At 70.9% G+C, this 25,125-nt stretch carries 26 protein-coding genes; 15 read left to right on the top strand and 11 right to left on the bottom strand.

Annotated elements, in window-relative coordinates; genetic code table 11:
* The first annotated feature begins 6 nt into the window (after nt 1-6).
* The 3 genes from ACFW9O_RS32580 to ACFW9O_RS32570 are packed head-to-tail and all read left to right on the top strand — an operon-like array spanning nt 7 to nt 2,218.
* Complete coding sequence (locus ACFW9O_RS32580; protein WP_384614350.1) at nt 7-945, top strand: PDR/VanB family oxidoreductase; 939 nt, start codon at nt 7-9, stop codon at nt 943-945.
* Nucleotides 946-974: 29 nt separating this feature from the next.
* Nucleotides 975-1,199: a recombinase-like helix-turn-helix domain-containing protein gene (locus ACFW9O_RS32575; protein WP_351182283.1), complete on the top strand. Its 225-nt coding sequence runs from the start codon at nt 975-977 to the stop codon at nt 1,197-1,199.
* Between the two features lie 2 nt (nt 1,200-1,201).
* Nucleotides 1,202-2,218: a Rieske 2Fe-2S domain-containing protein gene (locus tag ACFW9O_RS32570; protein ID WP_384614348.1), complete on the top strand. Its 1,017-nt coding sequence runs from the start codon at nt 1,202-1,204 to the stop codon at nt 2,216-2,218.
* Between the two features lie 90 nt (nt 2,219-2,308).
* Here ACFW9O_RS32570 and ACFW9O_RS32565 read toward each other — a convergent pair whose 3' ends face one another.
* Nucleotides 2,309-3,574, bottom strand: a complete 1,266-nt coding sequence (locus ACFW9O_RS32565) for an arginine deiminase (protein ID WP_384614346.1) — start codon at nt 3,572-3,574, stop codon at nt 2,309-2,311.
* Nucleotides 3,575-3,644: 70 nt separating this feature from the next.
* Complete coding sequence (locus tag ACFW9O_RS32560) at nt 3,645-5,099, bottom strand: basic amino acid/polyamine antiporter (RefSeq protein ID WP_384614344.1); 1,455 nt, start codon at nt 5,097-5,099, stop codon at nt 3,645-3,647.
* A gap of 204 nt (nt 5,100-5,303) precedes the next feature.
* Here ACFW9O_RS32560 and ACFW9O_RS32555 point away from each other — a divergent pair, with 204 nt between their 5' ends.
* Nucleotides 5,304-6,356 carry an MsnO8 family LLM class oxidoreductase gene (locus ACFW9O_RS32555; protein ID WP_384614342.1) on the top strand — a complete coding sequence of 351 codons (1,053 nt, stop codon included), beginning with the start codon at nt 5,304-5,306 and terminating at the stop codon, nt 6,354-6,356.
* Nucleotides 6,357-6,371: 15 nt separating this feature from the next.
* On the opposite strand, the gene ACFW9O_RS32550 is transcribed toward ACFW9O_RS32555, so the two are convergent.
* Both ACFW9O_RS32550 and ACFW9O_RS32545 read right to left on the bottom strand, forming a co-directional pair.
* Nucleotides 6,372-6,992 carry an L-threonylcarbamoyladenylate synthase gene (locus tag ACFW9O_RS32550; protein WP_384614340.1) on the bottom strand — a complete coding sequence of 207 codons (621 nt, stop codon included), beginning with the start codon at nt 6,990-6,992 and terminating at the stop codon, nt 6,372-6,374.
* 168 nt (nt 6,993-7,160) lie between these two features.
* Nucleotides 7,161-8,522, bottom strand: coding sequence for an FAD-dependent oxidoreductase (locus ACFW9O_RS32545; RefSeq protein WP_351180111.1), 1,362 nt, complete (start codon nt 8,520-8,522; stop codon nt 7,161-7,163).
* A gap of 302 nt (nt 8,523-8,824) precedes the next feature.
* On the opposite strand from ACFW9O_RS32545, the gene ACFW9O_RS32540 reads away from it, so the two are divergent.
* On the top strand, nt 8,825-9,268 hold the full coding sequence (locus tag ACFW9O_RS32540; protein ID WP_384614338.1) for a nitroreductase family deazaflavin-dependent oxidoreductase: 444 nt from the start codon (nt 8,825-8,827) through the stop codon (nt 9,266-9,268).
* 37 nt (nt 9,269-9,305) lie between these two features.
* Here ACFW9O_RS32540 and ACFW9O_RS32535 read toward each other — a convergent pair whose 3' ends face one another.
* The 3 genes from ACFW9O_RS32535 to ACFW9O_RS32525 all read right to left on the bottom strand — a co-directional run bounded on the left by ACFW9O_RS32535 (nt 9,306) and on the right by ACFW9O_RS32525 (nt 12,484).
* Nucleotides 9,306-10,235, bottom strand: coding sequence for a PmoA family protein (locus ACFW9O_RS32535; RefSeq protein ID WP_384614336.1), 930 nt, complete (start codon nt 10,233-10,235; stop codon nt 9,306-9,308).
* The gene (locus ACFW9O_RS32530; protein WP_384614335.1) at nt 10,232-11,386 is read right to left on the bottom strand and encodes a Gfo/Idh/MocA family protein; all 1,155 of its coding nucleotides are present in this window, start codon (nt 11,384-11,386) and stop codon (nt 10,232-10,234) included. Before ACFW9O_RS32530 ends, ACFW9O_RS32535 begins: the two co-directional genes overlap by 4 nt.
* 123 nt (nt 11,387-11,509) lie before the next feature.
* Entirely contained in the window at nt 11,510-12,484 is a 975-nt protein-coding gene (locus ACFW9O_RS32525) for an acetylxylan esterase (RefSeq protein WP_384614333.1), read from the bottom strand.
* Between the two features lie 251 nt (nt 12,485-12,735).
* Between ACFW9O_RS32525 and ACFW9O_RS32520 the strand changes: the two genes are divergently transcribed.
* A complete protein-coding gene (locus ACFW9O_RS32520; protein ID WP_384614331.1) occupies nt 12,736-13,011 on the top strand; it encodes a DUF2087 domain-containing protein in 276 nt (91 codons plus the stop codon).
* A 271-nt stretch (nt 13,012-13,282) separates the two neighbouring features.
* Here ACFW9O_RS32520 and ACFW9O_RS32515 read toward each other — a convergent pair whose 3' ends face one another.
* A complete protein-coding gene (locus ACFW9O_RS32515) occupies nt 13,283-14,107 on the bottom strand; it encodes an aldo/keto reductase (RefSeq protein WP_384614330.1) in 825 nt (274 codons plus the stop codon).
* 294 nt (nt 14,108-14,401) lie between these two features.
* Here ACFW9O_RS32515 and ACFW9O_RS32510 point away from each other — a divergent pair, with 294 nt between their 5' ends.
* A complete protein-coding gene (locus tag ACFW9O_RS32510; protein ID WP_384614329.1) occupies nt 14,402-15,697 on the top strand; it encodes an alpha/beta fold hydrolase in 1,296 nt (431 codons plus the stop codon).
* A gap of 15 nt (nt 15,698-15,712) precedes the next feature.
* Here the strand turns inward: ACFW9O_RS32510 and ACFW9O_RS32505 are convergent, their stop codons facing one another.
* Entirely contained in the window at nt 15,713-16,285 is a 573-nt protein-coding gene (locus tag ACFW9O_RS32505) for a rhodanese-like domain-containing protein (RefSeq protein ID WP_384614327.1), read from the bottom strand.
* Between the two features lie 295 nt (nt 16,286-16,580).
* On the opposite strand from ACFW9O_RS32505, the gene ACFW9O_RS32500 reads away from it, so the two are divergent.
* The 7 genes from ACFW9O_RS32500 (at nt 16,581) to ACFW9O_RS32470 (ending at nt 22,843) form a co-directional block, all read left to right on the top strand.
* Nucleotides 16,581-17,180 (top strand): XRE family transcriptional regulator, encoded by a 600-nt coding sequence (locus ACFW9O_RS32500; protein ID WP_351180138.1) that lies wholly within the window; start codon nt 16,581-16,583, stop codon nt 17,178-17,180.
* Nucleotides 17,181-17,282: 102 nt separating this feature from the next.
* Entirely contained in the window at nt 17,283-18,251 is a 969-nt protein-coding gene (locus tag ACFW9O_RS32495) for an NADPH:quinone oxidoreductase family protein (RefSeq protein WP_351180141.1), read from the top strand.
* Nucleotides 18,248-19,435 (top strand): acyl-CoA dehydrogenase family protein, encoded by a 1,188-nt coding sequence (locus ACFW9O_RS32490; protein ID WP_384614325.1) that lies wholly within the window; start codon nt 18,248-18,250, stop codon nt 19,433-19,435. The genes ACFW9O_RS32495 and ACFW9O_RS32490 overlap by 4 nt, the downstream gene beginning before the upstream one ends.
* Nucleotides 19,432-20,553, top strand: a complete 1,122-nt coding sequence (locus ACFW9O_RS32485) for an acyl-CoA dehydrogenase family protein (RefSeq protein ID WP_351180147.1) — start codon at nt 19,432-19,434, stop codon at nt 20,551-20,553. The genes ACFW9O_RS32490 and ACFW9O_RS32485 overlap by 4 nt, the downstream gene beginning before the upstream one ends.
* Before the next feature lie 234 nt (nt 20,554-20,787).
* Nucleotides 20,788-21,681: a phosphatidylinositol-specific phospholipase C/glycerophosphodiester phosphodiesterase family protein gene (locus ACFW9O_RS32480; RefSeq protein WP_384614323.1), complete on the top strand. Its 894-nt coding sequence runs from the start codon at nt 20,788-20,790 to the stop codon at nt 21,679-21,681.
* A gap of 137 nt (nt 21,682-21,818) precedes the next feature.
* Entirely contained in the window at nt 21,819-22,013 is a 195-nt protein-coding gene (locus ACFW9O_RS32475; RefSeq protein ID WP_329204393.1) for a hypothetical protein, read from the top strand.
* 80 nt (nt 22,014-22,093) lie between these two features.
* Nucleotides 22,094-22,843 (top strand): hypothetical protein, encoded by a 750-nt coding sequence (locus tag ACFW9O_RS32470; protein WP_384614321.1) that lies wholly within the window; start codon nt 22,094-22,096, stop codon nt 22,841-22,843.
* A 21-nt stretch (nt 22,844-22,864) separates the two neighbouring features.
* On the opposite strand, the gene ACFW9O_RS32465 is transcribed toward ACFW9O_RS32470, so the two are convergent.
* Nucleotides 22,865-23,506, bottom strand: coding sequence for an endonuclease (locus tag ACFW9O_RS32465; protein WP_384614320.1), 642 nt, complete (start codon nt 23,504-23,506; stop codon nt 22,865-22,867).
* Nucleotides 23,503-23,721, bottom strand: a complete 219-nt coding sequence (locus ACFW9O_RS32460) for a DUF6480 family protein (RefSeq protein ID WP_351177442.1) — start codon at nt 23,719-23,721, stop codon at nt 23,503-23,505. Before ACFW9O_RS32460 ends, ACFW9O_RS32465 begins: the two co-directional genes overlap by 4 nt.
* Before the next feature lie 126 nt (nt 23,722-23,847).
* Here ACFW9O_RS32460 and ACFW9O_RS32455 point away from each other — a divergent pair, with 126 nt between their 5' ends.
* Nucleotides 23,848-25,086, top strand: a complete 1,239-nt coding sequence (locus tag ACFW9O_RS32455; RefSeq protein ID WP_384614319.1) for an aromatic acid exporter family protein — start codon at nt 23,848-23,850, stop codon at nt 25,084-25,086.
* Nucleotides 25,087-25,125: the final 39 nt, after the last annotated feature.

Here is a 25,125-nt window from a genome sequence, read left to right as displayed (position 1 = left end):
CAGGCCATGAGCGAGCATTCCCTGCAGCTGGTCGTCCATCGAATGACCTGGGAGGCGGAGGGCGTACTCTCCGTCGAACTGACCCACCCCGACGGCAAACCCCTGCCCGCCTGGACGCCGGGCGCGCACCTCGACGTCCATGTCGGTGGCCAGGTACGCCAGTACAGCCTGTGCGGCGACCCGAACGTGCCGGACTCCTACCGCATCGGCGTGCTCAACGAGCCCGCCTCGCGGGGTGGTTCGCGGTTCGTGCACACACAGCTGCGCCCCGGGCAGCCAGTCACGGTCTCCGAACCGCGCAACCACTTCGCGCTGGAGGAGGCCGACGCCTACCTGTTCGTCGCCGGAGGCATCGGGATCACTCCGCTGCTGGCGATGGCCAGGGAGGCCGCCCGCAGGGGTTCCGCCTGGCGGATGGTCTACGGAGGACGGGGGCGGGCGTCGATGGCGTTCACCTCGGAACTCGCCGCGCTCGGCGGTGACGTCACGCTCGTCCCGCAGGACGAACTCGGGCACATCGACCTGGATGCCGCGCTCGCCGAACTGCCCGAGGGCACGCTGGTGTACTCCTGCGGTCCCGAGCCCCTGCTCGTGGCCGTCGAGGCACGCTGCCCCGAGGACCGGTTGCGCCTGGAGCGCTTCGCCGCGCCGACCGTGGAACGCACGGGTGACGACGAGGAGTTCGAGGTCGAGTGCCGCACCTCGGGCGTCACCCTCACCGTCGGCGCCGGCACCTCGATCCTCGACGCCGCCGAGGCTGCCGGGATCGACGCACCGAACTCGTGCCGCGACGGCATCTGCGGGTCGTGCGAGACCCGGGTGATCGAGGGTACCCCCGACCACCGCGACTTCCTGCTCAGCGAGGCCGAACGTGCCACCTGCGCCACGATGATGATCTGCGTCTCGCGGTGCGCCTCACCGAGCCGGCTCGTCCTCGACCTGTGACACCTTCCCCCGCACTTTCAGGAGACACCGTGACCGACACCTGGCCGTACCTCGACGTCCACCAGTCCCGTACGCACGAGCCGACCCCGTACGAGTACAAGCTCGCCGCGACCCTCGAGGAGGTCTTCACCAAGGAGGGCCACGAGCTGGCCGACGTGGTGCGCGGACTCAACGCCCGCCAGGTCCACGCGGGCGACGGCACGCCGTGGACCGAGGAATCCTTCCGTGCCGAGATGAACCGACTGGGAGCCTGACCATGACGCTGACGTCCTCCGCCACGGCGGACCACATCTACGCCACCGGCCTGCGCAACCAGTGGCACCCCGTCGTCCCCTCGCACTTCGTCGCCCCCGGTGCGATGCGCAAGGTGACCGCGCTCGGCGAGCAGTGGCTGCTGTTCCGCCGCTCCGACGGTGCCCTGTCCATGCTCGCCGACCGCTGTCCGCACCGCGGCGCACCCCTGTCGCTCGGCAAGCACCTCGGCGACCGGGTCGCCTGCTGGTACCACGGTGTCGAGGTCCGGTCCGACGGGACGGTCTCCTCCGTCCCCGGGCTGCCGGGCTGCAGCCTGGAGGGCAAGAAGCTGGTCACCTCGCTGCCGGTGCGCGAGGTCGCGGGCGCGATCCTCGCCTACTTCGGCGACGAGGAGCACCCGGAGCCGGCCGAACTGACGCTCCCGGAACCGCTGACGGACCCCGAGGTGGACGCGTTCCTGTGCTACGCCGAGTGGGAATCGCCGTGGCGCTACGCCGTCGAGAACCTGCTCGACCCGATGCACGGGGCCTTCCTCCACCACGACTCGCACACGATGTTCGACGGTGACACGACGGCCAAGTTCCGCATCCGGGAGACAGGGCGCGGCTACTTCTTCGAGAAGACCGACCAGCGCGGCGTCAACTTCGACTGGGTGGAGCTCTGCCGCACCGGCGTGGACTGGGTCGACCTGTCCATCCCGTACCCGCCGTCGGCCGGACCCGGCGGACCGTTCGGGATCGTCGGCATGGTCTGCCCGGTGGACGAGCGGCGCAGCGGTGTCTTCTTCTGGCGCTACCGCCGGGTCGAGGACTGGCAGCGCGCGTCCTGGCGCTTCCTCTACCGGACGCTGATCGAGAAGCGCCACTGGGACGTGCTGGAGCAGGACCGCGTCATGCTGGAGGCCATGCCGGCCGACGCCGACCAGCAGGAGAACCTGTACCAGCACGACCTGGGCGTGGTGCGGCTGCGCCGGCTGTACCGTGCGGCGGCCGAGGCCCAGTCGTCGGCGGGCGCCTGAAGGCGCCGCGACAGCGGCCGGTGCCGGGCGGGACGGGCGGGGATGATCCCGGACCCGGCGCCCGGCCCGCTGCTGCCAGGGCCGGGTCCGTCAGTAGTCGACGGGCTCGCGGATGAGGGGACAGGTCATGCAGTGGCCACCCCCGCGACCGCGGCCGAGCTCGGCACCGACGATCGGGATGACCTCGACCCCCGCCGCGCGCAGCAGGTCATTGGTCTGGGTGTTGCGGTCGTAGGTGAAGACGACCCCCGGTTCGAGGGCGACGGCGTTGTTCCCGCTGTCCCACTGCTGGCGCTCGGAGGCGTACACGTCACCGCCCGTCTCGATCACCCGTAGAGCCGGCAGGCCCAGGCTCCGGGCCACCACATCGACGAACGGACTCGATCCCTCGTCGGTGACCTCCACGCCCGGTGACGTGTCGGCGGGGCGGAGGGAGAACGTGTGCACCGCGTCCATGATCTTCGGATAGAGGGTGACGATGTCGCGGTCGGCGAAGGTGAAGACGGTGTCCAGGTGCATCGCCGACCTCAGCTTCGGCATCCCCGCCACCACGACGTGTTCCGCGGCGCCGTTCTCGAACAGAGCAGCGGCGACCTGGGTGATGGACTGCCGGGAGGTCCGTTCGCTCATGCCCATGAGGACGACCCCGTTGCCGACGGGCATGATGTCCCCGCCCTCGAACGTGGCGCTGCCCCAGTCGAGTTCGGGATCGCCCCACCAGACCGTGTCGCCGGCGAAGTCCGGGTGGAAGCGGTAGACCGTCTTCATCAGCAGAGTCTCGTCATGGCGGGCGGGCCAGTACAGCGGATTGAGCGTGACCCCTCCGTACAGCCAGCACGTGGTGTCGCGGGTGTAGAGGGTGTTCGGCAGCGGCGGCATGAGGTACTCGCGCGCCCCGGTCGACTCGCGGGCCAGGCCGAGGTAGGCGGAGCGGTAGTCCTCCGGCAGGTCGGCGGTGGCCAGGCCCCCGATCAGGTACTCGGCGAGCTGCCGGGGCTGCAGGGACTCCAGGAAGGCGCGGGTGCCTTCGATGAGCCCCAGACCGACCTCGTTGGCGGTGATCTTGCGGTCGAGGAGCCACGACATGGCCCCCGGCACCGTCAGGGTCGCGGCCAGCAGGTCGTGCAGCTCCACGACCTCGACGCCGCCCCGCTGGAGCTCGCTCACGAAGTCGGCGTGGTCGCGCTGTGCGTTGTCCACCCACATCACATCGTCGAAGAGCAGGTCACCGGCGTTGCTGGGGGTGAGCCGGCGGTGTGCGAGGCCGGGTGCGCAGACCAGCACCTTGCGCAGTCTGCCCACCTCGGAGTGCACGCCGTGCACGGGAGCTGCGCCGGTGTCGGTGGTGTTCGTCATGGGTGCGTCCATTCGGTCGTGTGCTGGTGTGCCTGCTCCGGAGCGGGACGAACGGGTTGCGGACGGGCCGTCAGAGGCTGATCCAGCCCGCGGCCAGGGCGATCACTCCCATGGCGGCTCCGGCGATGGAGACGGCGAAGATGACGAGTTCGGCCGGAGAGAACACCTGCCGCTGCTGCTCCCGCCGGGCCATGGCGAACAGGATCGTGGCCGGGGCGTAGATGATGAAGGAGACCAGCACGAACTTCATGCCTGCCGCGAACAGCAGGAACGCGGTGTAGAGCGTCGCCACGACGCTGACGACGAGGTCACGCCCGCGGCCTGTTCCGGCTGTCAGCTCATCGGGCCGCACCATGATCTTCACGGCGAACATCGCCGCCATCAGGAACGGGATCAGGGACAGGGAACTGGTCAGGTCGAGTGCGAAGTTGAACGCGTCGTCCGAGAACAGGGTGATGACGAGGACCACCTGGGACAGGGCGGTGGTCATCAGCAGTGCGGGCACGGGCACGTCGGCGGAGTTCGAGCGGCGCAGGAAGCGCGGCATGTCGTCGTCCTTGGCGGCCACGAAGAGCACCTCCGCCGCCATGAGCGTCCAGGCGAGATAGGCGCCGAGCACGGAGATGATCAGCCCGACGCTCACGAAGACCATGCCCCAGGTCCCGACAGCCGCCTCCAGCACGGCGGCCATGGACGGCTGGCGGAGTTCGGCGATCTCGGCCATGGGCAGGATGCCGTACGACACGATCGTGACCGAGGCGAAGACGGCGAAGACGCTGAGGAAGCCCAGCACCGTGGCCCGTCCGATGTCCTCGCGGCGCTTGGCGTGCCGTGAGTAGACGCTGGCGCCCTCCACACCGAGGAAGACGAACACCGTGGCCAGCATGGTGCCGCGCACCTGGTTGAACAGGGAGCCCGCGTAGTCCGCGCCGGCGAAGTTGTCGGCGAAGACGCTCGTGTCGAGGCAGAACAGCGCGATGGCGACGAAGACGATGATCGGGACCACCTTGGCCACGGTGACCACCCTGTTGATCGCGGCGGCCTCCTTCACGCCCCGGCGGATCAACAGGTAGAAGGCCCACAGGCCGAATGTCGACAGCACGATGGCGAGCACGGTGTCGCCGTCGCCGAGCGCGGGCCAGACGGCACCGATCGTCGACATGATCAGGACCCAGTAGGTCACGTTACCGACGCAGGCACTGGCCCAGTAGCCGAAGGCCGAGAAGAAGCCGAGGTACTCGCCGAACCCGGCCTTGGCGTAGGCATAGACACCGGCGTCGAGATCCGGCCGGCGCACGGCGAGCGTCTGGAAGACGAACGCGAGCATCAGCATGCCCGTACCCGCGATGGCCCAGGCGATCAGCGCCCCGGCGACCCCGGTCTCCTGCGCGAAGCGGGACGGCAGGGAGAACACTCCGGCGCCGACCATCGAACCGACCACCATCATGGTCAGCGTGAGCAGCGTCATCTTGACCGCGGTGCCGGAGCCCTGGACGGCATCGGTCCCGGTGGCGGAGCTTGGCATGTCTTCCCCTCGTGCGAGACAGGTACGAGAACCGGCGGACGGAAGAGCCACCCGGCACCCGTCGCCCAGCCGCTCGATGCCGTTGAAGGCGTTACGGACTTTAGCGACAAAATGGACTTTGCGTCTGCCGGGTGGCCCGGAAGCCGGGGCCGGGTCGGTTTCGCTGCACGGGAATCCTGCTGGGCCGCGAGCGTTGAATCATGCGTGAGCCCTTCGATCGTGGCGACCCGCTTCTCGTTCCTGGACCGCTCCCGCACCCGGGAGGGACACGACGGTCCGCAGGCGCTGCGCGACACCGTCCGGCTGGCCGGAGTGGTCGAATCTCTCGGGTTCCACCGCTTCTGGGTTTCGGAGCACCACAGCGTGCCGGGCGTGGCCGGATCCGCGCCGACGGTGCTGGCCGCCGCCGTCGCGGCCGCCACCTCCGTCATCCGTGTGGGCACGGGCGGGGTGATGCTCCCCAACCACCAGCCGTTCGTCGTCGCCGAGCAGTTCGGCGTGCTCGCCTCACTGTTCCCGGGGCGGATCGACATGGGTCTCGGGCGCTCGGTGGGCTTCACCGACGGCATCCGCAGGGCGCTCGGCCGGGACAAGATGGACGCCGACGACTTCGCGGGGCAGCTCTCCGAGCTCCTCGGCTGGCTGGACGGCACCCAACAGGCCCATCCTCAGGTCCACGCCCGGCCCGCCGAGGGGCTGCGCATACCCCCGTACGTCCTCGCGACAGGCGAGGGCGCGTCGATCGCCGCCGCGGCCGGGCTTCCGCTGGTGGTGGGCGATCTGCGCGGCCGGGAGAAGCTGCTGCAGGCGGTCGACGTCTACCGAAGGGAGTTCCGGCCCTCCGCCTGGGCCCGGGAACCCTATGTGGTCGTGGCGGGGACGATCGCCGTCGCCGGGACGGCCGAGGAGGCCCGGCGGCTCCTGGTCCCCGAGGCCTGGTCCATGGCGTACGCGCGCACCCACGGCACGTTCCCGCCGCTCGCCCCGGCCGAGCGGATCGAGCGCCTGGCGATGACCGGGAAGGAGCGAGGGCTGTTCGAGAGCGGACTGCGCGGCCATCTCGCGGGCACGGAGGAGACGGTCGCGGCCGAACTCGAACTGGTCATCAAGGACACGGGCGCGGACGAGGTGCTGGTCACCACGAGCACGTACGACCGTGAGGCGCTCGAGGACTCGCTGCGACGGCTCGCGCGGACGGCGGGGCTGAGCGGGCCGGGCACCACGCCTGCCGGCGGGACCGCCGGCAGTGCGGAGTGACCGTGGTGTCGACGGCTACTCGAACCGCGCGGTATCACCCGCTCCGCGGCGTACGATCTCGAGTTCGCCGCTCGAGAAGTCGATGACCGTGGTCGGCTCGGTTCCGCAGTCGCCGGAGTCGAGCACGACGTCGACCACGTGCTCGAGGCGTTCCTTGATCTCCCAGCCCTGGGTCATCGGCTCCTCCTCGTCGGGCAGGAGCAGCGTGCTGGAGAGCAGCGGCTCACCGAGTTCGGCGAGGAGCGCCTGCGCGACGGCGTGGTCGGGGATCCGGACGCCGACCGTCTTCTTCTTCGGGTGCAGCAACTGCCGCGGCACCTCTTTGGTGGCGGGGAGGATGAAGGTGTAACTGCCGGGCGTCGCGGCCTTGATGGCCCGGAAGACGTCGTTGTCGATCTGCACGAACTGCCCCAGCTGTGCGAAGTTCTGGCACACCAGGGTGAAGTGGTGGCGATCGTCGAGATTCCGGATCGACCGGATCCGCCCGATGCCGTCACGACTGCCCAACTGGCATCCCAGGGCGTAGCAGGAGTCCGTCGGGTACGCGACGAGCGCACCTGACCTGATGCTGTCCGCCACGCTGCTGACGGTGCGTCGCTGAGGGTTTTCGGGGTGTACGTCGAAATACTTCGCCATTCGCCGAGTCTAAGGGCTCGGGGCGGTCCCGTTCGGCAGCGGTCGGTACCGGCCGGAGCGACCTGACAGCACCGCGCCCCCGGAGCTCGCCGAGGAGCTCCGGGGGCGCGCTGCCATGGCGTCTCGTCCGGATCGTGCCGGGCCGATCCGGACGAGAGGCCCTCGCCGTCAGGCGCCGGACGCGTCCAGCATGGCGGCGCGCTCGACGACCTTGATCCGCTCGCGGCCCTGTTCCGCCCCGAGCGCCTGCTCATGGGCGTCGAGGCGGTGCCAGCCCTCGCGGGTGGTGTAGCGGACCCCGCGCTGCTCGAGGAATTCGACGACCGCGTCAGGCTCGGGCTGCTCGGGGGCGGGCAGCCGTCCTGCGGTGTGGTCCTCCAGGAGGCAGGCGACCGTCTCGTTGGCGTCGCCCTTGGTGTGCCCGATCAGGCCGATCGGACCGCGCTTGATCCACCCGGTGACGTACACCGAGGACATCGGCTCCTCGCCGCTCAGCACCCGTCCCGCGGCGTGCGGGACGGTACCGGAGGCCACGTCGAAGGGCAGCTTCGGCAGCTCCTCCGAGTAGTAGCCGACCGCGCGGTAGACGCTCTGCACGTCCCACTCGGTGAAGCGGCCGGTGCCCCGGACGTTGCCGGTGCCGTCCAGTTCGGTCCGCTCGGTACGCAGGGCGGCGACGCGGCCGTCCTCGCCCAGGACCTCCACCGGGGACTCGAAGAAGTGCAGGAACAGCTTGTGCGGACGGTCGCCCGCGTCCCGGATCGCCCAGTTCTCCAGCGTGGAGGCGACCATGTTGGCCTGCTTGTTCTCCCGCCGGGTCGCGATCGAGCCGTCGTCGTAGTCGATGTCCTCGGGGTTGACGATGACCTCGATGTTGGGGGAGTGGTCCAGCTCGCGCAGCTCCATCGGGCTGAACTTGGCCTGGGCCGGACCCCGGCGCCCGAAGACGTGCACCTCGAGCGCCTTGTTCGCCTTGAGACCCTCGTACACGTTCGCGGGGATCTCCGTCGGGAGCAGCTCGTCCGCCGTCTTGGCGAGCATGCGCGCCACGTCGAGGGCCACGTTGCCCACGCCCAGCACGGCGACCTTCTCGGCCTCCAGGGGCCAGGTGCGCGGCACCTCGGGGTGCCCGTCGTACCAGGCGACGAAGTCGGCGGCGCCGTAGGAACCGTCGAGGTCGATCCCCGGTATGTCCAGGGCTCGGTCGGCGTCGGCGCCCGTGGAGAAGATCACCGCGTCGTAGAAGGTCCGCAGGTCGTCCAGGCCGATGTCGTTGGGGTAGTCGACGTTGCCGAACAGCCGCAGCTGCGGCTTGTCCAGGACCTGGTGCAGGGCCTTCACGATGCCCTTGATCCGCGGGTGGTCCGGGGCCACGCCGTATCGGATCAGGCCGAAGGGGGCGGGCATGCGCTCGAACAGGTCGATCGATACACCCGGGTCCTGGGCGGCCTCGGATTTGAGCAGCGCGTCCGCTGCGTAGATTCCGGCAGGACCGGCTCCGACGATGGCGACGCGGACGGGGCGTGTCATGGAGTGTTGTTCCTTTGGGCGGGTGGTCAGGGGCAGGGTGCGGCGGAGTAAGGCTTGGCTTACTACGCTCCGCCCCACGGTATGCCCTGCGCCTGAGCGACCCTGGAGCGGGGCAAGTGTGCAATTCGGATATAGATGTGTATATAGACATCAAAGGTGTGCGATTAAGTGAGCGGATACCTCGTGAGCCCCGTGGAAGCACCTGGACGCGACCCGTCCGCCGGTGTCCCCGAGTGCCCCGGACCTTCCGGGGAAGCGTGAGGGGTGAACGACGCAGGACTTCGACGAGAGGAGCACGTGTCATGCCGATCGAGGGCGAGTACGAGCCGAGTCCGACGCCGTGGGTGCGTGAGCAGGTCGAACTCATCGAGAGCTCGGGCGGCACGCAGGGGACGACGTTGCGCGGCAAGCCCGTCATCCTCCTGACCACGCGCGGTGCCAAGAGCGGCAAGATCCGCAAGACACCCCTCATGCGGGTGGAGCACGACGGCCACTACGCCGCGGTCGCCTCGCTCGGTGGCGCCCCCGAGCACCCCGTCTGGTACCACAACGTGGTCGCCGATCCCCGTGTGGAGCTGCGGGACGGCACCGTGCGGCAGGACATGGTCGCCCGCGAGGTCACCGGTGCCGAGAAGGCCCTGTGGTGGGGCCGCGCCGTGGATGCCTTCCCCGACTACGCCGACTACCAGACCAAGACCGACCGCGAGATCCCCGTGTTCGTCCTGGCGCCGGCCGGCGGGCGGTAGCGGCCTTGCCGGGGAAGAACTCCCGGCGGCCGGACGCCTACCAGGACAGTGCCCCGACCTGTGCGGCGATCCGGTCGCGGTCCCAGGCGCCGTCCGCGACCAGTACCCGGTAGCGGCGGGTCAGCGTCCCACCGGGAGCCAGGACCAGTTCGTCATGGAAGGCGAACGACGGGGCCACGGCGGCGAAGGGTGTGTTCCGCACGAACCAGTGCGCCGGATGAGCTCCGCCCGCCCCGGTGTGGTCGTTCTCGGGGGAGTGGACGAAGACGAGCGTGGCATGGCCGTCCGCCCCGTCGTGCTCACCGGTGTAGGCGAGCCAGTCGGCCTGCTTCCCCATGAGCTCGGGGCCCTCGGCGTCCGGTGCCAGGATCCGCCCGTCGCGGAAGGCGCGCGGCCCCCGCCAGAACAGCCCGGTGTACCCCGCGGCAGGACGGCCGTGCGTCGTCGGGCTGCCGAGGCGCAGCGGCTCCTCGCGCCGATTGGTGACCGAGGACGACCACGTCAGCGCCCAGCTCCCGGTCGCCGCGTCGACATCGTGCACCTCGATGCGACGGACCTCCTCCGCCCAGACCTCTCCGCTGTGCGGATGCCAGGTCAGCCGCTCGGTGATGCGGGCCCCGCCGTCGTACGCCGACACCTCGTCGAATCCGCGGTGCGCCATCGAGCCGACGCGCTCCGGCAGGGCGAGATAACCCTCACCGTGCACATAGGTGTTGCCGCCCCACAGATTCTGGCCCGACAGATGCGAGGCGGTCATCTGCAGACCCTTGTGCCAGCGGTGGTCGTTGGGGCGGTAGTCGGTCACCACCCGGCCGGACAGCGTCCGCAGGGGGTGGATGTACGGCTTCGGGGCCTCCCAGGGGGCCTCGGCCCGGTACACGTACCGCAGCAGTTCGACCCCGCTGCCGGCGACGGACACGGCGAGGTGGTCGCCGTGCGCGTGGACGAGCTCCACGGTCTTCGTCATGCCGTGACCTCCACAGATTCTGTCGTGGGCCGGGGGGCCCAGCCGGGAGCGTCGCCATGCAGGGCGCCGTAGAAGGGATCGCCGGGGCCTGTCTCGCCGGCCCGGACCGTGGCCCCGGTGAAGGCGGCCTTGTAGAGGGCTGTGACAAGCTCCAGACTCTTGCGGCCGTCCGCGCCGCTGCTGCGGGGCCTGCGCCCGGCCCGCAGGTCCTCCAGCAGCCCGCGCAGCTGCGCCTCGTGCGAGCTGGGGACATCGGCTCCGAAGTCCTGCCAGTTGGCCGCCAGCGCGGGAGAGACCCCCGGTGCCGGCGTGATCCGCCAGTCCGCGTTGCGATGCCCGTACAGATGGGTGAGCTCGACCGTGGCGCGCTCGCAGTCGATGCGGATCCGGCTGACCTCGTCCGGGCTGAGCACGCTGTTCACGACCGTGGCCATCGCCCCGCTGTCGAAGCGGACGAGTGCGGTGGAGACGTCCTCCGTCTCGACGTCGTGCACCAGCCGTCCCGCCATCGCGCGGATCTCCGTCCACGGGCCGAGCAGATCGAGCAGGAGATCCATCTGGTGGATGCCGTGCCCCATGGCGGGGCCGCCGCCCTCGCTGCTCCAACTCCCGCGCCAGGGAACGGCGTAGTACGCCTCGTCGCGGTACCAGGTCGTCTGGCAGTGGGCCACCAGGGCCCTGCCCATCGCCTGTTCGGCCAGCAGCTTCCGCACATGGCGGGAACCCGAACCGAATCGGTGCTGGAAGACGATCGCCGCGAACGGCCCGCCGTCCTCGGGGCCCTCGGCTGCCTCGATCGCGTCGAAGTCCTCCAGCGAGGGACAGGGCGGCTTCTCGCACCACACCCAGGCCCCGGCGCGAAGGGCGGCGACGGTCTGATCGCGGTGGAACCGGGGCGGGGTGCAGAGCGTGACCAGGTCGGGCCGCTGTTCGGCCAGCATGGCGGACAGGTCCGTGTACGCGTGGGGGATGCCTGCATCCGCGCAGAACGCCTCTGCCGACGCCGCATCGACATCGACCGCGGCGACGATCTCCAGCGGCTGCTCGGCGGCGAGCGCGGTCAGCGCGGGCAGATGACTGCCCCGCGCGATCGCGCCCGTGCCGACGATCGCGACCCGGACCGGTCCCCGGTGGGAAGGACGGCTGGGCATGACGTACCCCCTGGAAGATCACCTGTCGGATGGCGAGCGCCCGATAGCAAGCGCTTTCTCTCCAGGGAAACCTAGGCTCCGCACGCGAGCCGGGTCAAGTGCCCGGCGCCGCGTACGCGGAGGTCAGGCCTTCAGCAGCCGAGGCAGCCGCTTGAGTTGCACCGCCTGCTGGAACGGTCCGCCGCCCTCGTGGTCGTTGAAGTCGTACACCTCGATCTCCTTGTCCGGGTGGGCGTACGCGTTGAAGGCGGCGAAGACCGTGGACGGCGGGCAGGTCTGGTCCTCGAGCGCGACCGAGAACAGTGCGGGGGCCCGGCCGCGGGCCGCGAAGTGCACCCCGTCGAAGTAGGCGAGCGTGGCCCTCGCCTGTTCGGCGCGCCCCCGGTGCGTCTTGAGGTAGTTGCCGATCTCACGGTAGGGGAGCCTGTCGGTCAGGCTGATCGCACGGGGGAAGTCGCAGAGGAACGGGACGTCGGGTGCGACGGCCGCCAGGTCGGGTATCAGCCCGCCGACCGCGAGGGCGAGCCCGCCGCCCTGGCTCGCGCCGATCGCGGCGGTGCGGGCCGCGTCCGTCAGCGGGTGCGAGCGGGCCGCCTCCACGGCACGTACCGCGTCCGTGATCAGCCGCCGGTAGTAGTACGCGTCCCGGTCCTCGATGCCCCGGGTCATGAACCCCGGCAGCGAAGGCCCGCTCCCCACGGGGTCGGCGGTGTCGCCCGGGGCCCAGCCGCTGCCCTGACCCCGGGTGTCCATCACGAAGTGGGCCATGCCGGCCGACGCCCAGAGCAGGTACGAATGCGGCAGCCCGCGCCCGCCCCCGTAGCCGATGAACTCCACGACCACGGGCAGCGGTCGAGTGGTGCCCGCCGGCATGACGAGCCAACCTCGGACCGGATGGCCGCCGAAACCGGCGAACGTCACGTCGTACACATCGACCGTGGTGAGGCCGGTGTCGGTACGCAGCTCGAATCTGGCGTCGAGGTCGTGGGTCCTGGCCTCCTCGAGGGTGGCCGACCAGAAGGCGTCGAAGTCGGCCGGCTCCTGCGACCCGCTGTTGTAGGTGCGCAGTTCGTCGAGGGGCAGATCGAACAGGGCCATGCGGAACCGCCTTTGTCGCAAAGTCGATAGGGATGATCACACCGTACGACTGGCTGGGCGTCAGTCAAGAGAACTTCTTCTGCCCACAGCCGGCCCGGTGCGACCCCGGGTTTCGCCACGTGGAACGGCACCGAGTGCATGGCCCACGGGGGCGGGGGAGCGGCTCGCGGGTGCCGCGGACACAGGCGCCGGCCGGCCGTCGACGCGGAAATCGCGTTGCCCGGCCGGCCGGCGCCTGCCACGCTGCCGCCATGCCCGATACCGAAAACCGCAGTTCGCACCAGGTGGCAGCGCTCTTCTCGCACGGTCGCCTGACGGCGATCCCCCGGAAGGTGGCCCGCCGCGAACAGCTGCTGGTCCATCTCGCCGACACGCTGTTCGAGCGCGACCGCGCCTACACCGAGCGCGAGGTCAACGATGCGCTCCTCACCGTGCACGAGGACTGCTCGGCCCTGCGCCGCTATCTGGTGGTCGCCGGGCTGCTGGTCCGTCCGAAGGACGGCAGCAGCTACCGGCGGGGCTGCTGAGGGCCGTACCGGACCGCGGCCGGCGGCCCGTCAGGTGAGATGATCACCCCATGGGGAGACGTTCGGGCACGTGCGCCCGGTGTGGGAGACATTGCCGGCTGAGTGACGGGACCTGCCGCAGATGCCGGTCCGCGGAACACCGGGCGGACCGGGCTGAGGCGGCTGCGGACATCGGTGAGACCGCTGTGGAGATGGGTGCCCTCGGGGTGTTGGGGCGAGTGTTCCGCGCCTTGCTGCGGGCTCTGCTCGACTGACGGGCCGGTTCCGGGCTTCAGTTGAGGGTGTCGGGGTCCGGGCCCGTGCGCATGCCCCGGTCGAGACCGGCGATCGCTTCCATGTCCGCGGACGAGAGCGTGAAGTCGAAGACGTCGATGTTCTCCCGGATCCGGGCGGGTGTGACGGACTTGGGGATCACGACGTTGCCGAGCTGGAGGTGCCAGCGCAGGACCACCTGGGCGGGCGACTTCCCGTGGCGCTCGGCGATCGCGACCAGCGCGCTGTCGTCCAGCAGCGCGCCCTGCGCCAAGGGGCTCCACGCCTCGGTGGCGATGCCGTGCTCGGCGTGCAGGGTGCGCAGTTCCTCCTGCTGGAGGCCCGGGTGGAGTTCGATCTGGTTCACGGCCGGGACGAGGGAGCCGGCGTCGATCAGCCGGCGCAGGTGGGCGGGCTGGAAGTTGGAGACTCCGGCCGCCCGGATCCGGCCGTCGGCCAGCAGCTTCTCCAGGGCACGCCAGCTGTCCGAGTAGAGATCGCGGGCGGGCGTGGGCCAGTGGATGAGGTAGAGGTCCACGTAGTCGAGGCCCAGCTCGGCCAGGCTCGCGTCGAATGCGGCGAGCGCCGAGTCGTACCCCTGGTCGGCGTTCCAGAGCTTCGTGGTGACGAACAGTTCCTCACGCGGGATCCCGGAGTCGGCCAGGGCGCGGCCCACGCCGGCCTCGTTGCCGTACACGGCGGCGGTGTCGATCGAGCGGTAGCCCGCGTCGAGCGCGGCGGACACCGCTGCGGTGGTCTCGTCATCGGGAACCTGGAAGACACCGAAGCCGAGCTGCGGAATCGTGATGCCGTTGTTGAGGGTGACGGTGGGGACCGTGGACATGGGAGACCTTCCTGAGGTGCCGGACCGTGCCGGGCGGGTACCGCATCGACGGGTACCGCACCGGACTGTGCGGCGCTGCGCATGCGCCGGGCCGTGTCGATCCGCGTACGATGACTACGAGCGTTAACAATAATTGCATGCGCGGGTTAATGGCAAACGCGGGCAAGCTGGAAGACGTCCTGGCGTCCCGAACGCACGACAGGTGCCGCCGCGACGCGGCGCACGCGGCCCGGGGCCGTCCGTGCCGGGGTCATGTGCTGAACTGTCCGGGAAACACCGGATCCAGGAGCACCCTTGAACAGCTATCGCCACCCCGGCCTCGTCCTCACCGACCGTCGGTTCACGGTCCCTCTCGACCACGACGACCCCGGCGGCGAGACCATCGAGATCTTCGGCCGGGAGGTCGTGGCGGCGGGCAAGTCGGACGCGGACCTGCCCTGGCTGGTGTACCTGGAGGGCGGTCCCGGCTTCGGCGCCCGCAGGTTCATCGGCACGGAGGCGTGGTTGGGGCGGGCAGTGAGGGAGTTCCGCGTGCTGCTCCTCGACCAGCGCGGTACGGGACTCTCCACCCCGGCCAACCGGCAGACTCTCCCGTTGCGCGGGGGGCCGCGCGAGCAGGCCGACTACCTGGCGCACTTCCGCTCCGACAGCATCGTCCGGGACTGCGAGCTCATCCGCCCCCGGCTCACCGGCGGTGCACCCTGGACAGTTCTGGGCCAGTCCTTCGGCGGCTTCTGCGCCGTCCGGTATCTGTCCGCCGCCCCTGAAGGGCTCGAGGCCGTCCTGATCACCGGCGGGCTGCCCTCTCTGGACGCCCATGCCGATGACGTCTACCGGGCCGCGTATCCGCGGATCGAGCGGAAGGTCGCGGCTCACTACGCCCGCTACCCGCAGGACATCGACCGCGCCCGCGCGATCGCCGCGTACCTCTCCGAGCACCGCCCCACGAGCGGCGGGCACCGCCTGACACCCGAAGGATTCCAGTCCCTCGGCATCCTGCTGGGCGGCGGGAACGGCAGTCACCAGCTCCACCACCTCCTGGAGAACGCCTTCGTCGGCGGCCCGCACGGCATCGAACTCTCCGACACCTTCCAGGAGGCCATGCGGACGTCCACGTCGTTCGCGGGCCACCCGTTGTACGCCGTGATGCACGAGGCGATCTACGGGCAGGGCGCCCGGCCGACCGACTGGGCCGCCGAACGCGTCCGCGGCGAGTTCCCGCAGTTCGACGCCGCGACGGTGGGCGACGGCCCCGTGATCTTCACGGGCGAGAGTATCCACCCCTGGCACTTCGAGGTCGATCCCGCGCTGCGCCCCCTGCGCGAGACCGCCGAACTGCTCGCGGCCCGGACCGACTGGCCCGTCCTGTACGACCCCGAGCGGCTCGCGGCCAACGAGGTGCCGACCGCCGCGGCGGTCTACCACGACGACATGTACGTGGACACGGAGCACGCGCTGCGCACGGCCGCCGCGATCCGCGGCCTCCGTACCTGGGTGACCAGTGAGTTCGAGCACGACGGCCTGCGGGCGGGAGGACCACGCGTACTGGACCGGCTGCTCGCACTCGTCAGGGGCGAGAGCGACCGGTAACCCGGCGCGGGCGGGTCAGTGCTGCAGGGCGTCCAGGGTCGCGTCCAGGTCGGCCGACGTGCGAGGCGCGCGGTTGTGCGGGAGCTTCGCAAGCGCCGCCGCCATGCCGCAGGTGTTGGTCACCGCGGAGAAGACGAGACCGGAACCGATGCCCGCCGACAGCCAGCGCGCCGCAGGGAAACGCCTGCCCGCGAGCAGACCGGCCACCACCAGGGAACCGGCGGCGAGCCGCACCTGGCGCTCCATCGGCCAGATGGCCCGGCCGCCCTCCGGACGGTCAAGACCGTGCCCGTCGCCCGCCCAGGCGGAGGTGCCGCCGGTCAGCGTGACGGCTTCGATGTCGGCCCGGGCGAGGACCTCGCACGCCTGCGTGGAGCGGGCACCCGATGCGCACACCATCAGCAGGGAGCCGCGGGCCGAGGCGGCCTTGAGCGCGGGTACCGCTTCGCCGAGCCGGTCGAGCGGAATGTTCAGGGCGCCGGGGACATGCCCCGAGGCGTACTCACCGGGCGCCCGCACGTCGATGACGGTGAACTCCTCCAGCCGGGCTGCGGCCTGGGCCGGGGAGAGGGAAGCGGGACTGGTCACGAGCGGGTTCCTTTCGTTCGTTCACCGGGGCGCGGGGAGCGGCGGGGTCTCACCCACCCCGCGCCAGAATACCCACCGGGGTATCGGAGGCAGAGGCGGCCCGACCGGACCTGGTTCGGTCGGGCAAGCGGCACCCCTCCCTCACCCTGCCCCGATCCGTTCCCGGAATGCACGAGGTCGCGGCCGTCCGTGGACGGCCCTCACGGTGTAACGCGGGAGGGCGGCCCCGTCTTCCCGGCGGGGACGGACGTCGCGGCCGATTGACAAAGCCGTTTGCTGATTCTGCAATGGGGTCATGAAGGAACAGAGTCAGGACGACCCCGAACTCGATGCCGTGCTCACCGGAGTGGGCCCCCGGCTGCGCCGGCTCCGCAAGGACCGGGGAGTGACCCTCGCCGCGCTCTCCGAGGCCACCGGGATCTCCGTTTCCACCCTGTCGCGGCTGGAATCCGGGGGTCGGCGCCCCAGCCTCGAGCTGCTGCTTCCCATCGCCCGCGCCCACGAGGTGCCGCTCGACGATCTCGTCGGGGCGCCGCCCGTGGGCGACCCGCGGGTCAGGGCGAAGCCCATCGTGCACGGCTCGAAGACCTCCCTGCCGCTGACCGGCCGGCCGGGCGGTCTCCAGGCGTACAAGGTCATTCAGGAGGCACCCTGCACGGAGGAGCCCGAGCAGCGCACCCACGAGGGATACGAGTGGCTCTATGTGCTCAACGGGCGGCTGCGGCTCAAGCTCGCCGAGCACGACCTGGTCCTGGTGCCCGGAGAGGCGGCGGAGTTCGACACCCGGTTGCCGCACTGGTTCGGACCCGTGGGCGACGAGCCGGTCGAGTTCCTCAGCCTGTTCGGGCCGCAGGGCGAGCGCATGCATGTCAGGGCGCGGCCGAAGCGGGCGTGAAGGAGCTGTCGCCGACCGGTGCCAGGTGTTCCCAGACGGGCAAGCAACCGCTTAGTATGCGCCGGAGCAGTGGTAATGCCGACAGTGTTGTGGAGGCCCCTCATGCAGGCATGGCGAGTGCACCGGAACGGCGAGCCGAGCGAGGTGATGGAGCTCGAAGAGACGGACCGGCCCAGTCCCGGACCGGGGCAGGTGCTGCTCGAGGTGCGCGCGGCGAACATCAACTTCCCCGACGCGCTGCTCTGCCGCGGCCAGTACCAGGTGCGGCCCCCGCTGCCGTTCACCCCGGGTGTGGAGATCTGCGGCGAGACGGAGGACGGGCGCCGTGTGCTCGCCACCCCCGCGCTCCCGAACGGCGGCTTCGCCGACTACGTCGTCGCGGACGAGGCCGCCCTGCTGCCCGCCCCCGACGCCCTGGACGACGCCGAGGCGGCCGCACTGCACATCGGGTACCAGACCGGCTGGTTCGGACTCCACCGCCGCGCGCGTCTGCAGGCGGGCGAGACGCTGCTCGTGCACGCGGCGGCCGGTGGCGTCGGCAGCGCCGCCGTCCAGCTCGGCAAGGCGGCCGGCGCCACGGTCATCGGAGTCGTCGGCGGACCGGAGAAGGCCGAGATCGCCCGCGGACTCGGCTGTGACCTGGTCATCGACCGCCGGAGCGAGGACATCGTCGCCGCGGTGAAGGAAGCCACCGCGGGACGCGGCGCGGATGTCGTCTACGACCCCGTGGGCGGCGACGCCTACGCCAAGTCCGTGAAGTGCATCGCCTTCGAAGGCCGTGTCGTCGTCGTGGGCTTCGCGAGCGGCTCCATCCCCACCCCGGGCCTCAACCACGCCCTGGTGAAGAACTACTCGATCGTCGGGCTCCACTGGGGCCTGTACAACACCAAGGACCCGGCCGCGGTCCGCGCCTGTCACGACGAACTCACCAAGCTGGCCGCACAGGGCGTCGTCAAACCCCTGGTCAGTGAGCGGCTCCCGATGGCCGAGGCCGCGCGCGGCGTCCAGCGTGTCGCCGACGGCACGAGCACCGGCCGCATCGTAGTCCTGCCGGCAGGAGGTTCCCGATGACCACCATCGACGCAGCAGAGATCCGTCGGCGCACGCAGGAACTGCTCGCCGCCCATCCGCCGGCCACGACGGACCGCACCGAGTTCCTCAAGGCGCGCTTCGACGCCGGTCTCGCGTGGGTGCACTACCCCGTCGGCCTCGGCGGACTCGACGCGTCACGCTCCCTGCAGCCCGTCGTCGACGCCGAACTCGCCGCCGCGGACGCCCCCGACAACGATCCGCGGCGCATCGGCATCGGCCTCGGAATGGCGGCGCCGACGATCCTCGGCTACGGCACCGACGAGCAGAAGCAGCGCTTCCTGCGCCCCCTGTGGGTCGGCGAGGAGGTGTGGTGCCAGCTCTTCAGCGAGCCGGGCGCCGGGTCGGACCTGGCGGCCCTCGGCACGCGCGCCGTCCGTGACGGCGAGGACTGGGTGGTCGACGGGCAGAAGGTCTGGACGTCCAGCGCCCATGTGGCCCGCTGGGCGATCCTCATCGCCCGCACCGACCCGGACGTTCCCAAGCACCGGGGCATCAGCTACTTCCTCTGCGACATGACCGACCCCGGTGTCGAGGTGCGGCCGCTGCGCCAGATCACCGGCGAGGCGGAGTTCAACGAGGTCTTCCTCACCGGGGTGCGCATCCCGGACAGCAGGCGCCTCGGCGCGGTGGGCGACGGCTGGAAGGTCGCCCAGACCACCCTGATGAACGAGCGTGTCTCGATCGGCGGGGCCCGTATCCCGCGCGAGGGCGGCATGATCGGCACGGTCGCGAGGACCTGGCGCGAACGCCCCGAACTGCGCACCCACGATCTCCACCAGCGACTGCTCACGCTCTGGGTCGAGGCCGAGGTCGCCAGGCTCACCGGTGAGCGGCTGCGCCAGCAGCTCGTCGCCGGGCAGCCGGGCCCCGAAGGATCCGGCATGAAGCTGGCCTTCGCCCGCCTCAACCAGGAGATCAGCGGCCTGGAGGTCGAACTGCTCAGCGACGAGGGCCTGTTGTACAGCGACTGGACCATGCGCCGCCCCGAGCTCGTCGACTTCACCGGACGCGACGCCGGTTACCGCTATCTGCGCTCCAAGGGCAACTCCATCGAGGGCGGCACGAGCGAGGTCCTGCTCAACATCGTCGCCGAGCGCGTCCTCGGTCTGCCCGTCGAACCGCGCAACGACAAGGACGTCGCCTGGAAGGATCTCTCCCGATGACCGCACAGACCGAAGCAGCCCACGCTCCCGACCTGCTCTACTCGGAGACCGAGGAGGACCTGAGGTCGGCGGTGCGCTCGCTGCTCGCCGACCGGGCCGACGCGCCGACGGTCATCGCCGGCATCGAGTCCGACACGCCGTACGACCTGCGGCTGTGGGAATCGCTCGCCGCCGGCATCGGGGCGGCGGGACTGCTGGTGCCCGAGAAGCTCGGCGGACAGGGGGCCTCCCACCGCGAGGCCGCCGTGGTCCTGGAGGAGCTCGGCCGCAGCGTCGCCCCCGCCCCTTATCTGACCAGCGCCGTTGTCGCCACGGAAATCCTCCTCGCGCTCGACACGCAGGACGGCCCGGTGGGTGAACTGCTCGGCGACCTCGCGGCGGGCCGCAAGGTCGCCGTCCTCGCCCTGCCGTTCGCCACGCCCGCCGCCGATGCTGCCGCGGCGATGACCGGCACCCTCGACCGGACGGTGACCGCTGTCGCCGAGGCGGTGGCGGCCGATGTGCTGCTGGTGCCCACCGCCGACGGGCTGTACGCCGTCGACAGGGCCGGGGACGGCGTCACCGTCGAGTCGCTCGTTCCGCTCGACCTCACCCGTCCACTCGCCACGGTCACCCTCGCCGGGGCTGCCGGTACCCGGCTGGCCGGGGCCGGGCCCGCCGCCCTCGCCGTGGAGAGGGGGCTGCTGTCCGGAGCCGGACTGCTTGCCTCCGAGCAGCTCGGCATCGCCGAGTGGTGCCTGACCGAAACGGTCCGCCACACCCGCGAACGGCACCAGTTCAACCGGCCGGTGGGCTCGTTCCAGTCGCTCAAGCACCGGATGGCCCAGCTCTGGCTGGAGGTCGTCTCCGCACGCGCGGCGGCACGCAACGCCGCGGACGCGCTGGCGGCCGGCAGCCCGGACGCACCGCTCGCGGTGGCCGTGGCCCAGGCCTACTGCTCCAAGGTCGCGGTGCACGCGGCGGAGGAATGCGTCCAGCTGCACGGCGGGATCGGGATGACCTGGGAGCACCCGGCGCACCTCTACCTGAAGAGGGCCAAGGCCGACTCGATCGCGTACGGCACGGCGGGGCGCCACCGCGAGGCCGTCGCCGAGCTGGTGGAGCTGGCCGCACCGTAGGGGACTTCGTCAGGATCACGCCAGGAGCGGGGGTACGTGCTCACGTACCCCCGCTCCTGGCATGCCCGGTCCCAGCTGCCCCGATTCCCCGGGAACAGCAGACGCAGCGCAGTCGACGGGCGGACGACGACGGGTCCAACTCTTGGCAGGTACCTGCCTTTCGAGTCGCTCCCGGCTCCATACTCGTCGCGTCCACCCGCCCGCTCTGCCCGCTCAACGCTTCAGGGAGACCCCATGGCACACCTGACCCGCCGCAGAGTCGTCACCACAGCCCTGGCCACCGCCGCAGCAGGCGCCTTCATCCCCGCCCAGTCGGCAACCGCGGCGCCGGCCGTCCCCGCCGGCCGCCCCCACGGCCCGCGCCCCCTGGCCCACGCCCACGCGCACAACGACTACCTGCACCCGCGTCCCCTCCACGACGCGCTCGCACACGGCTTCACCAGTGTCGAGGCGGACATCTTCCTCGTCGACGGCGAACTCCTCGTCGCCCACGAGGTGGCCGGCCTCGATCCCACCCGCACCCTCACCTCGCTCTACCTCGACCCTCTGGCGGCCCGGGTCAGGGCGAACCACGGGTCGGTGTACGCCGGACACCGCCCCCCACTGCAGCTGCTGATCGACATCAAGACCGACGGTGCCGCCACCTACCTCGCACTCGACGCGGTGCTCCGGCGCCACCGCCGGATCCTCACCCGCTTCAGCCACGGCAGGATCCACGCCGGTGCGGTGACGCCCGTCATCTCGGGCGACCGCGCCGCTCGCGTACCGATGGAGGCACAGCGCACCCGCTACGCCTTCTACGACGGCCGGCTCGACGATCTGGGGACCGCCGCCCCCGCCTCCTTCATCCCGCTCATCAGCAGCAACTGGACCCAGAGCTTCAGCTGGCTGGGCACCGGCCCCTTCCCCGCCGCCGAACGGGACAGGCTGCGCACCCTCGTCTCCGCCGCCCGTGCGAACGGTCAGCGGATCCGGTTCTGGGCCACACCCGACGTGGCGGGGCCGGAGCGCGACGCCGTGTGGACGGAGCTCCTCGCCGCCGGCGTCGACCATCTGAACACCGACGACCTGGTGGGGCTCGAAGCCTTTCTCCGCCACCGTGACCGGGACGGCCGCACCGGCCGCTGACCGCTTCGCGGCAAGCGGCTCCGATCACCGTGCGTCAACACCCGTTCGGCGGACACGCCAGTCCGCCGGATGGCCCCTCCGCTGCGCCACACTGGCGGCCGAATGCCGCAATTCCGGCGCGGCGGAGGAGGTTGGCGATGGCCATTTCGATCTCACTGGTGCTGCTCCTGCTGATCCTGGCAGTGATCTTCCTGCGCAACGGCGGACTCAAGGTCTCGCACGCGATCGTCTGCGCCCTGCTCGGCTTCTTTCTCGCAGGTACGAGCATGGCGCCCACCATCCACGAGGGGATCGCCGCCACGGCGAACGTCGTCAGCGGTCTGAAGCCCTGACCCCACGCACCGTCCGGGTGCGGGACAATGGCGGCTGATCGTGGCAGAACGCCGCACCGGACCAGTGAGGGAACGCAGCAATGTCCTTTCCGCCACCCGGACGGCAGTCGGGCGCCGCCCACCACGAGTACTGCAACACGGCCCTCTGCTGCCGCTGCCAGCAGAGGCAGTGGACGACGAAGCTGGGCGACGAACGCCTCTGCGGACTCTGCGCCGCCTGCTGCCGCGACTGCGGCCGTGCTCCCGCCCCCCACCTGGACGGGCTCGACGAAGGGCTCTGCGCCGAGTGCCGCGGCATGTGCGGCCGGTGCCAGCGACAGCTGCCCCTCACCGGCCCCTGCGTGTGCCGCAAGTGGCGCGAGCGGGCCGGCGCCGACCCGGTGAACTACATCCTGCAGGCACTTCCGCAACCGCTTGTCCAGGCACTCGGCCACCGCACCCCGCAGTCCGTCCACGAACTGATCCATCGGGAACTAGGCCGGCGGACCGCCGACCAGCTCCTGGACCGCCTCGAGCGCCGGTGGAACGTCCGCTGGGCGCACGCCCTCCACGAGAAGGACGAGGACGGCCGACGCCGCTGGACCGCGCAGGAGGTCGCCGAGGCGCTGCTGAGCCCGGGCCACTGCACGAACCCGCAGTGCGAGGACGGCTACCTGGTCACCACCGACACGCCGTGCGGACAGTGCCTGCGCCCCACCCACCGGTTCGTCACCTCCGTGGCCGACCGCACGGCGACCTCCGCCCACGCGAGGGAGACCGCTGCCCAGATCAGACGCGCGCTCCTGGACGGCCGCTCGACCAAGCCCGGCAAGCCGCGCCCACCTCGCTGACCTGCTGACGCCCCGGCGTGCTCAGGCCGCGGTCCGGACCGGGGCCACGGCGTCCTTGTCCAGAGCGGTCCGCACCAGAGCCGCAGCGAGCACCGCGGGATCCCGCCCCTTCGCCAGCCGTGTCAGCCCGGCCGGCGAGCCGGGCAGGCCCAGCCGCTCGGCGCCCCGCAGCGCCTTCGCGTCGAGGTAGGGGGCCGTCTCCGGCCACACCGTCTGCACCTCCCACACGAAGATGTCCGCTCCCGTGGGACCCACGCCGGGAAAGCGCTGCAGCATGGTGAGGAGTGCGTCCGTGTCACCATCGGCGTCCCGGCGGAGGCGACGCAGATCTCCGCCGTGCGCGGTCAGCAGCAGCTCGGCACCGTCCCCCAGCTGGGTAGCCGTACGCTCGTCGTACCGGCGGTACCCGCCCTCGCCCAACGCGTCGACGCGCTGCTGCCAGGTCGCGTCGGCCATCCGCCGCGGGGTGCGCATCCCCTTCGCGTACAGCGCCCGGGCCGCGGCCACCGCCACAGAGGCGCGAATGCGGGCGCTCAGCAGGTCGCTCAGCACGAGGAGCTGGTACAGGGGCTGAGGGGTGTCGCGCAGCCGGATACCGGCCTCGTCCGCGTACGTCGTACCGTGCCGCTCCAGCAACGCGTCCAGCGTCTCGCGCGCACTCATGTGAAACCGAAGATGCGCGCGATGAAGTATCCGGCGACGACGGCCGAGCCGAGCAGCACCACCGCGGCCCAGAAAGCCGGATGCTCCCAGATGCCGCCGTCCGCACGTTCGACGTGTGCCTCGCTGATGCACCCTTCACCCGGAGGTGTTTCGCCCGGGGGCACGCGGGTGCGCGCGGACGACAGCGAGACCGGGGGAGTGTGTGAGATAGCCATACCTCCACGATCCCCCCGCAGTGCCCGCCCCGCATCGCGGGTCCTGGAGGGGCGCGGGTACCTCCGTACGGAGTCTGCCTGCCCTCCGAAGCGCTGCGGCACCCCGGTTCGGGGCACCGTCAAGGAATGCCTGGAGTATCCGCGCCCGCGCCCGTCATCAAACTCGTGCAGCGCACCACCGAGCCTGCCGCGGCGCAGCTGCTGCGGTCCACCGCTGCGGCGGTCATCGCCTTCGCCGTGGCCCAATGGGCGCTGCCCGAGCCCCATCCAGCGCCCCTGACCGCTCCTCTCACGGCTCTCCTCGTGGTCCAGGTCACCCTCTATGCCACGCTCACCACCGGGATCCGACGGGTGAACTCGGTCGTCGTGGGAGTGCTGATCGCCAGCGGTTTCAGTTCCCTGGTGGGGCTGAGCTGGTGGAGCCTGGGGCTGACGATCTTCACTTCGCTGCTGATCGGGCGCTTTGTCAGAGTGAACGAGTTCGTGCCCGAGGTGGCCATCAGCGCGATGCTCGTCCTCGGCGTCGCGCAGGTCGCCGACACCGCCTGGGAGCGGGTGTTCGAGACGCTCATCGGCGCAGGGGTCGGACTCCTGTTCAACCTCCTGTTCGCACCGCCCGTCTGGGTCGAGACGGCGGGCGTCTCCATCGGCGGTCTGGGCGAGCGGATGGGGAGCATGTTCCGGGCTCTGGGCGAGGAGATCGGCGGTAACCACCCAGTGCCGGAGGCCGCCGCACGCCTGCACCAAGCACGCAGGCTGGACCACGACATCGTGGAGGTGGACGCCTCGCTGCGGCAGGCCGAGGAGAGCCTGATGCTCAATCCCCGGGTACGGCAGGGGATGCTTTACCGGGTGGTGCTGCGCACCGGACTCGACACACTGGAGATCTGCGCCGTGGTGCTCCGTGTGCTGACCCGCACCCTGACCGACCTGGCCAAGGCGCGCACGGACGAGTCGCTCTTCCCCGAGGACGTGGCCGTATCCCTGCGTGAGTTGTTCGGACACATGTCGGACGCGATCGAGGGCTTCGCGGTGATGATCACGACACCGATCGCGGCCAGCGGGGAGGAGGCCGAGGAGCGCCTCGCCGAGGCACTCGGCCGCAGTCGCGCGACACGCGACCGGGTGGCGGACCTGCTGCTCGAGGACGTTCAGGAATATCCCAGACAGTGGCAGCTGCACGGGGCCCTGCTCGCCGAGGTGGACCGCATCCTCGACGAACTCGACATCGGCAAGCGCACGGAACGCCTCGGTGAGGAGCTCGACCGCCACTCGGCGGAGATGCACGCGCGTCACCCCCGTATCCAGTCGGTGCTGCGCCGGCTGCGCGGGGCGACGCAGACCAGGTCACGGGCAGAGGTCTGAGGGCGATGAGTCGGCTCCGACCATCGCGGCTGCGGAACG

The sequence above is a fragment of the Streptomyces sp. NPDC059499 genome (assembly GCF_042749285.1).
In the GTDB taxonomy this organism is placed as follows: Bacteria; Actinomycetota; Actinomycetes; order Streptomycetales; family Streptomycetaceae; genus Streptomyces.
Note: the sequence above shows the minus strand (reverse complement) of the source record. Positions and strands in the feature narration are given on the sequence as shown.

Excerpts from the sequence above, each read along its gene's own strand:
- ACFW9O_RS32580 (WP_384614350.1), top strand. The coding sequence starts at position 7 with ATGAGCGAGCATTCCCTGCAGCTGGTCGTCCATCGAATGACCTGGGAG.
- ACFW9O_RS32570 (WP_384614348.1), top strand. The coding sequence starts at position 1,202 with ATGACGCTGACGTCCTCCGCCACGGCGGACCACATCTACGCCACCGGC.
- ACFW9O_RS32565 (WP_384614346.1), bottom strand. The coding sequence starts at position 3,574 with ATGACGAACACCACCGACACCGGCGCAGCTCCCGTGCACGGCGTGCAC.
- ACFW9O_RS32560 (WP_384614344.1), bottom strand. The coding sequence starts at position 5,099 with ATGCCAAGCTCCGCCACCGGGACCGATGCCGTCCAGGGCTCCGGCACC.
- ACFW9O_RS32550 (WP_384614340.1), bottom strand. The coding sequence starts at position 6,992 with ATGGCGAAGTATTTCGACGTACACCCCGAAAACCCTCAGCGACGCACC.
- ACFW9O_RS32545 (WP_351180111.1), bottom strand. The coding sequence starts at position 8,522 with ATGACACGCCCCGTCCGCGTCGCCATCGTCGGAGCCGGTCCTGCCGGA.
- ACFW9O_RS32540 (WP_384614338.1), top strand. The coding sequence starts at position 8,825 with ATGCCGATCGAGGGCGAGTACGAGCCGAGTCCGACGCCGTGGGTGCGT.
- ACFW9O_RS32535 (WP_384614336.1), bottom strand. The coding sequence starts at position 10,235 with ATGACGAAGACCGTGGAGCTCGTCCACGCGCACGGCGACCACCTCGCC.
- ACFW9O_RS32530 (WP_384614335.1), bottom strand. The coding sequence starts at position 11,386 with ATGCCCAGCCGTCCTTCCCACCGGGGACCGGTCCGGGTCGCGATCGTC.
- ACFW9O_RS32525 (WP_384614333.1), bottom strand. The coding sequence starts at position 12,484 with ATGGCCCTGTTCGATCTGCCCCTCGACGAACTGCGCACCTACAACAGC.
- ACFW9O_RS32520 (WP_384614331.1), top strand. The coding sequence starts at position 12,736 with ATGCCCGATACCGAAAACCGCAGTTCGCACCAGGTGGCAGCGCTCTTC.
- ACFW9O_RS32515 (WP_384614330.1), bottom strand. The coding sequence starts at position 14,107 with ATGTCCACGGTCCCCACCGTCACCCTCAACAACGGCATCACGATTCCG.
- ACFW9O_RS32500 (WP_351180138.1), top strand. The coding sequence starts at position 16,581 with ATGAAGGAACAGAGTCAGGACGACCCCGAACTCGATGCCGTGCTCACC.
- ACFW9O_RS32495 (WP_351180141.1), top strand. The coding sequence starts at position 17,283 with ATGCAGGCATGGCGAGTGCACCGGAACGGCGAGCCGAGCGAGGTGATG.
- ACFW9O_RS32490 (WP_384614325.1), top strand. The coding sequence starts at position 18,248 with ATGACCACCATCGACGCAGCAGAGATCCGTCGGCGCACGCAGGAACTG.
- ACFW9O_RS32485 (WP_351180147.1), top strand. The coding sequence starts at position 19,432 with ATGACCGCACAGACCGAAGCAGCCCACGCTCCCGACCTGCTCTACTCG.
- ACFW9O_RS32480 (WP_384614323.1), top strand. The coding sequence starts at position 20,788 with ATGGCACACCTGACCCGCCGCAGAGTCGTCACCACAGCCCTGGCCACC.
- ACFW9O_RS32475 (WP_329204393.1), top strand. The coding sequence starts at position 21,819 with ATGGCCATTTCGATCTCACTGGTGCTGCTCCTGCTGATCCTGGCAGTG.
- ACFW9O_RS32470 (WP_384614321.1), top strand. The coding sequence starts at position 22,094 with ATGTCCTTTCCGCCACCCGGACGGCAGTCGGGCGCCGCCCACCACGAG.
- ACFW9O_RS32465 (WP_384614320.1), bottom strand. The coding sequence starts at position 23,506 with ATGAGTGCGCGCGAGACGCTGGACGCGTTGCTGGAGCGGCACGGTACG.
- ACFW9O_RS32460 (WP_351177442.1), bottom strand. The coding sequence starts at position 23,721 with ATGGCTATCTCACACACTCCCCCGGTCTCGCTGTCGTCCGCGCGCACC.
- ACFW9O_RS32455 (WP_384614319.1), top strand. The coding sequence starts at position 23,848 with ATGCCTGGAGTATCCGCGCCCGCGCCCGTCATCAAACTCGTGCAGCGC.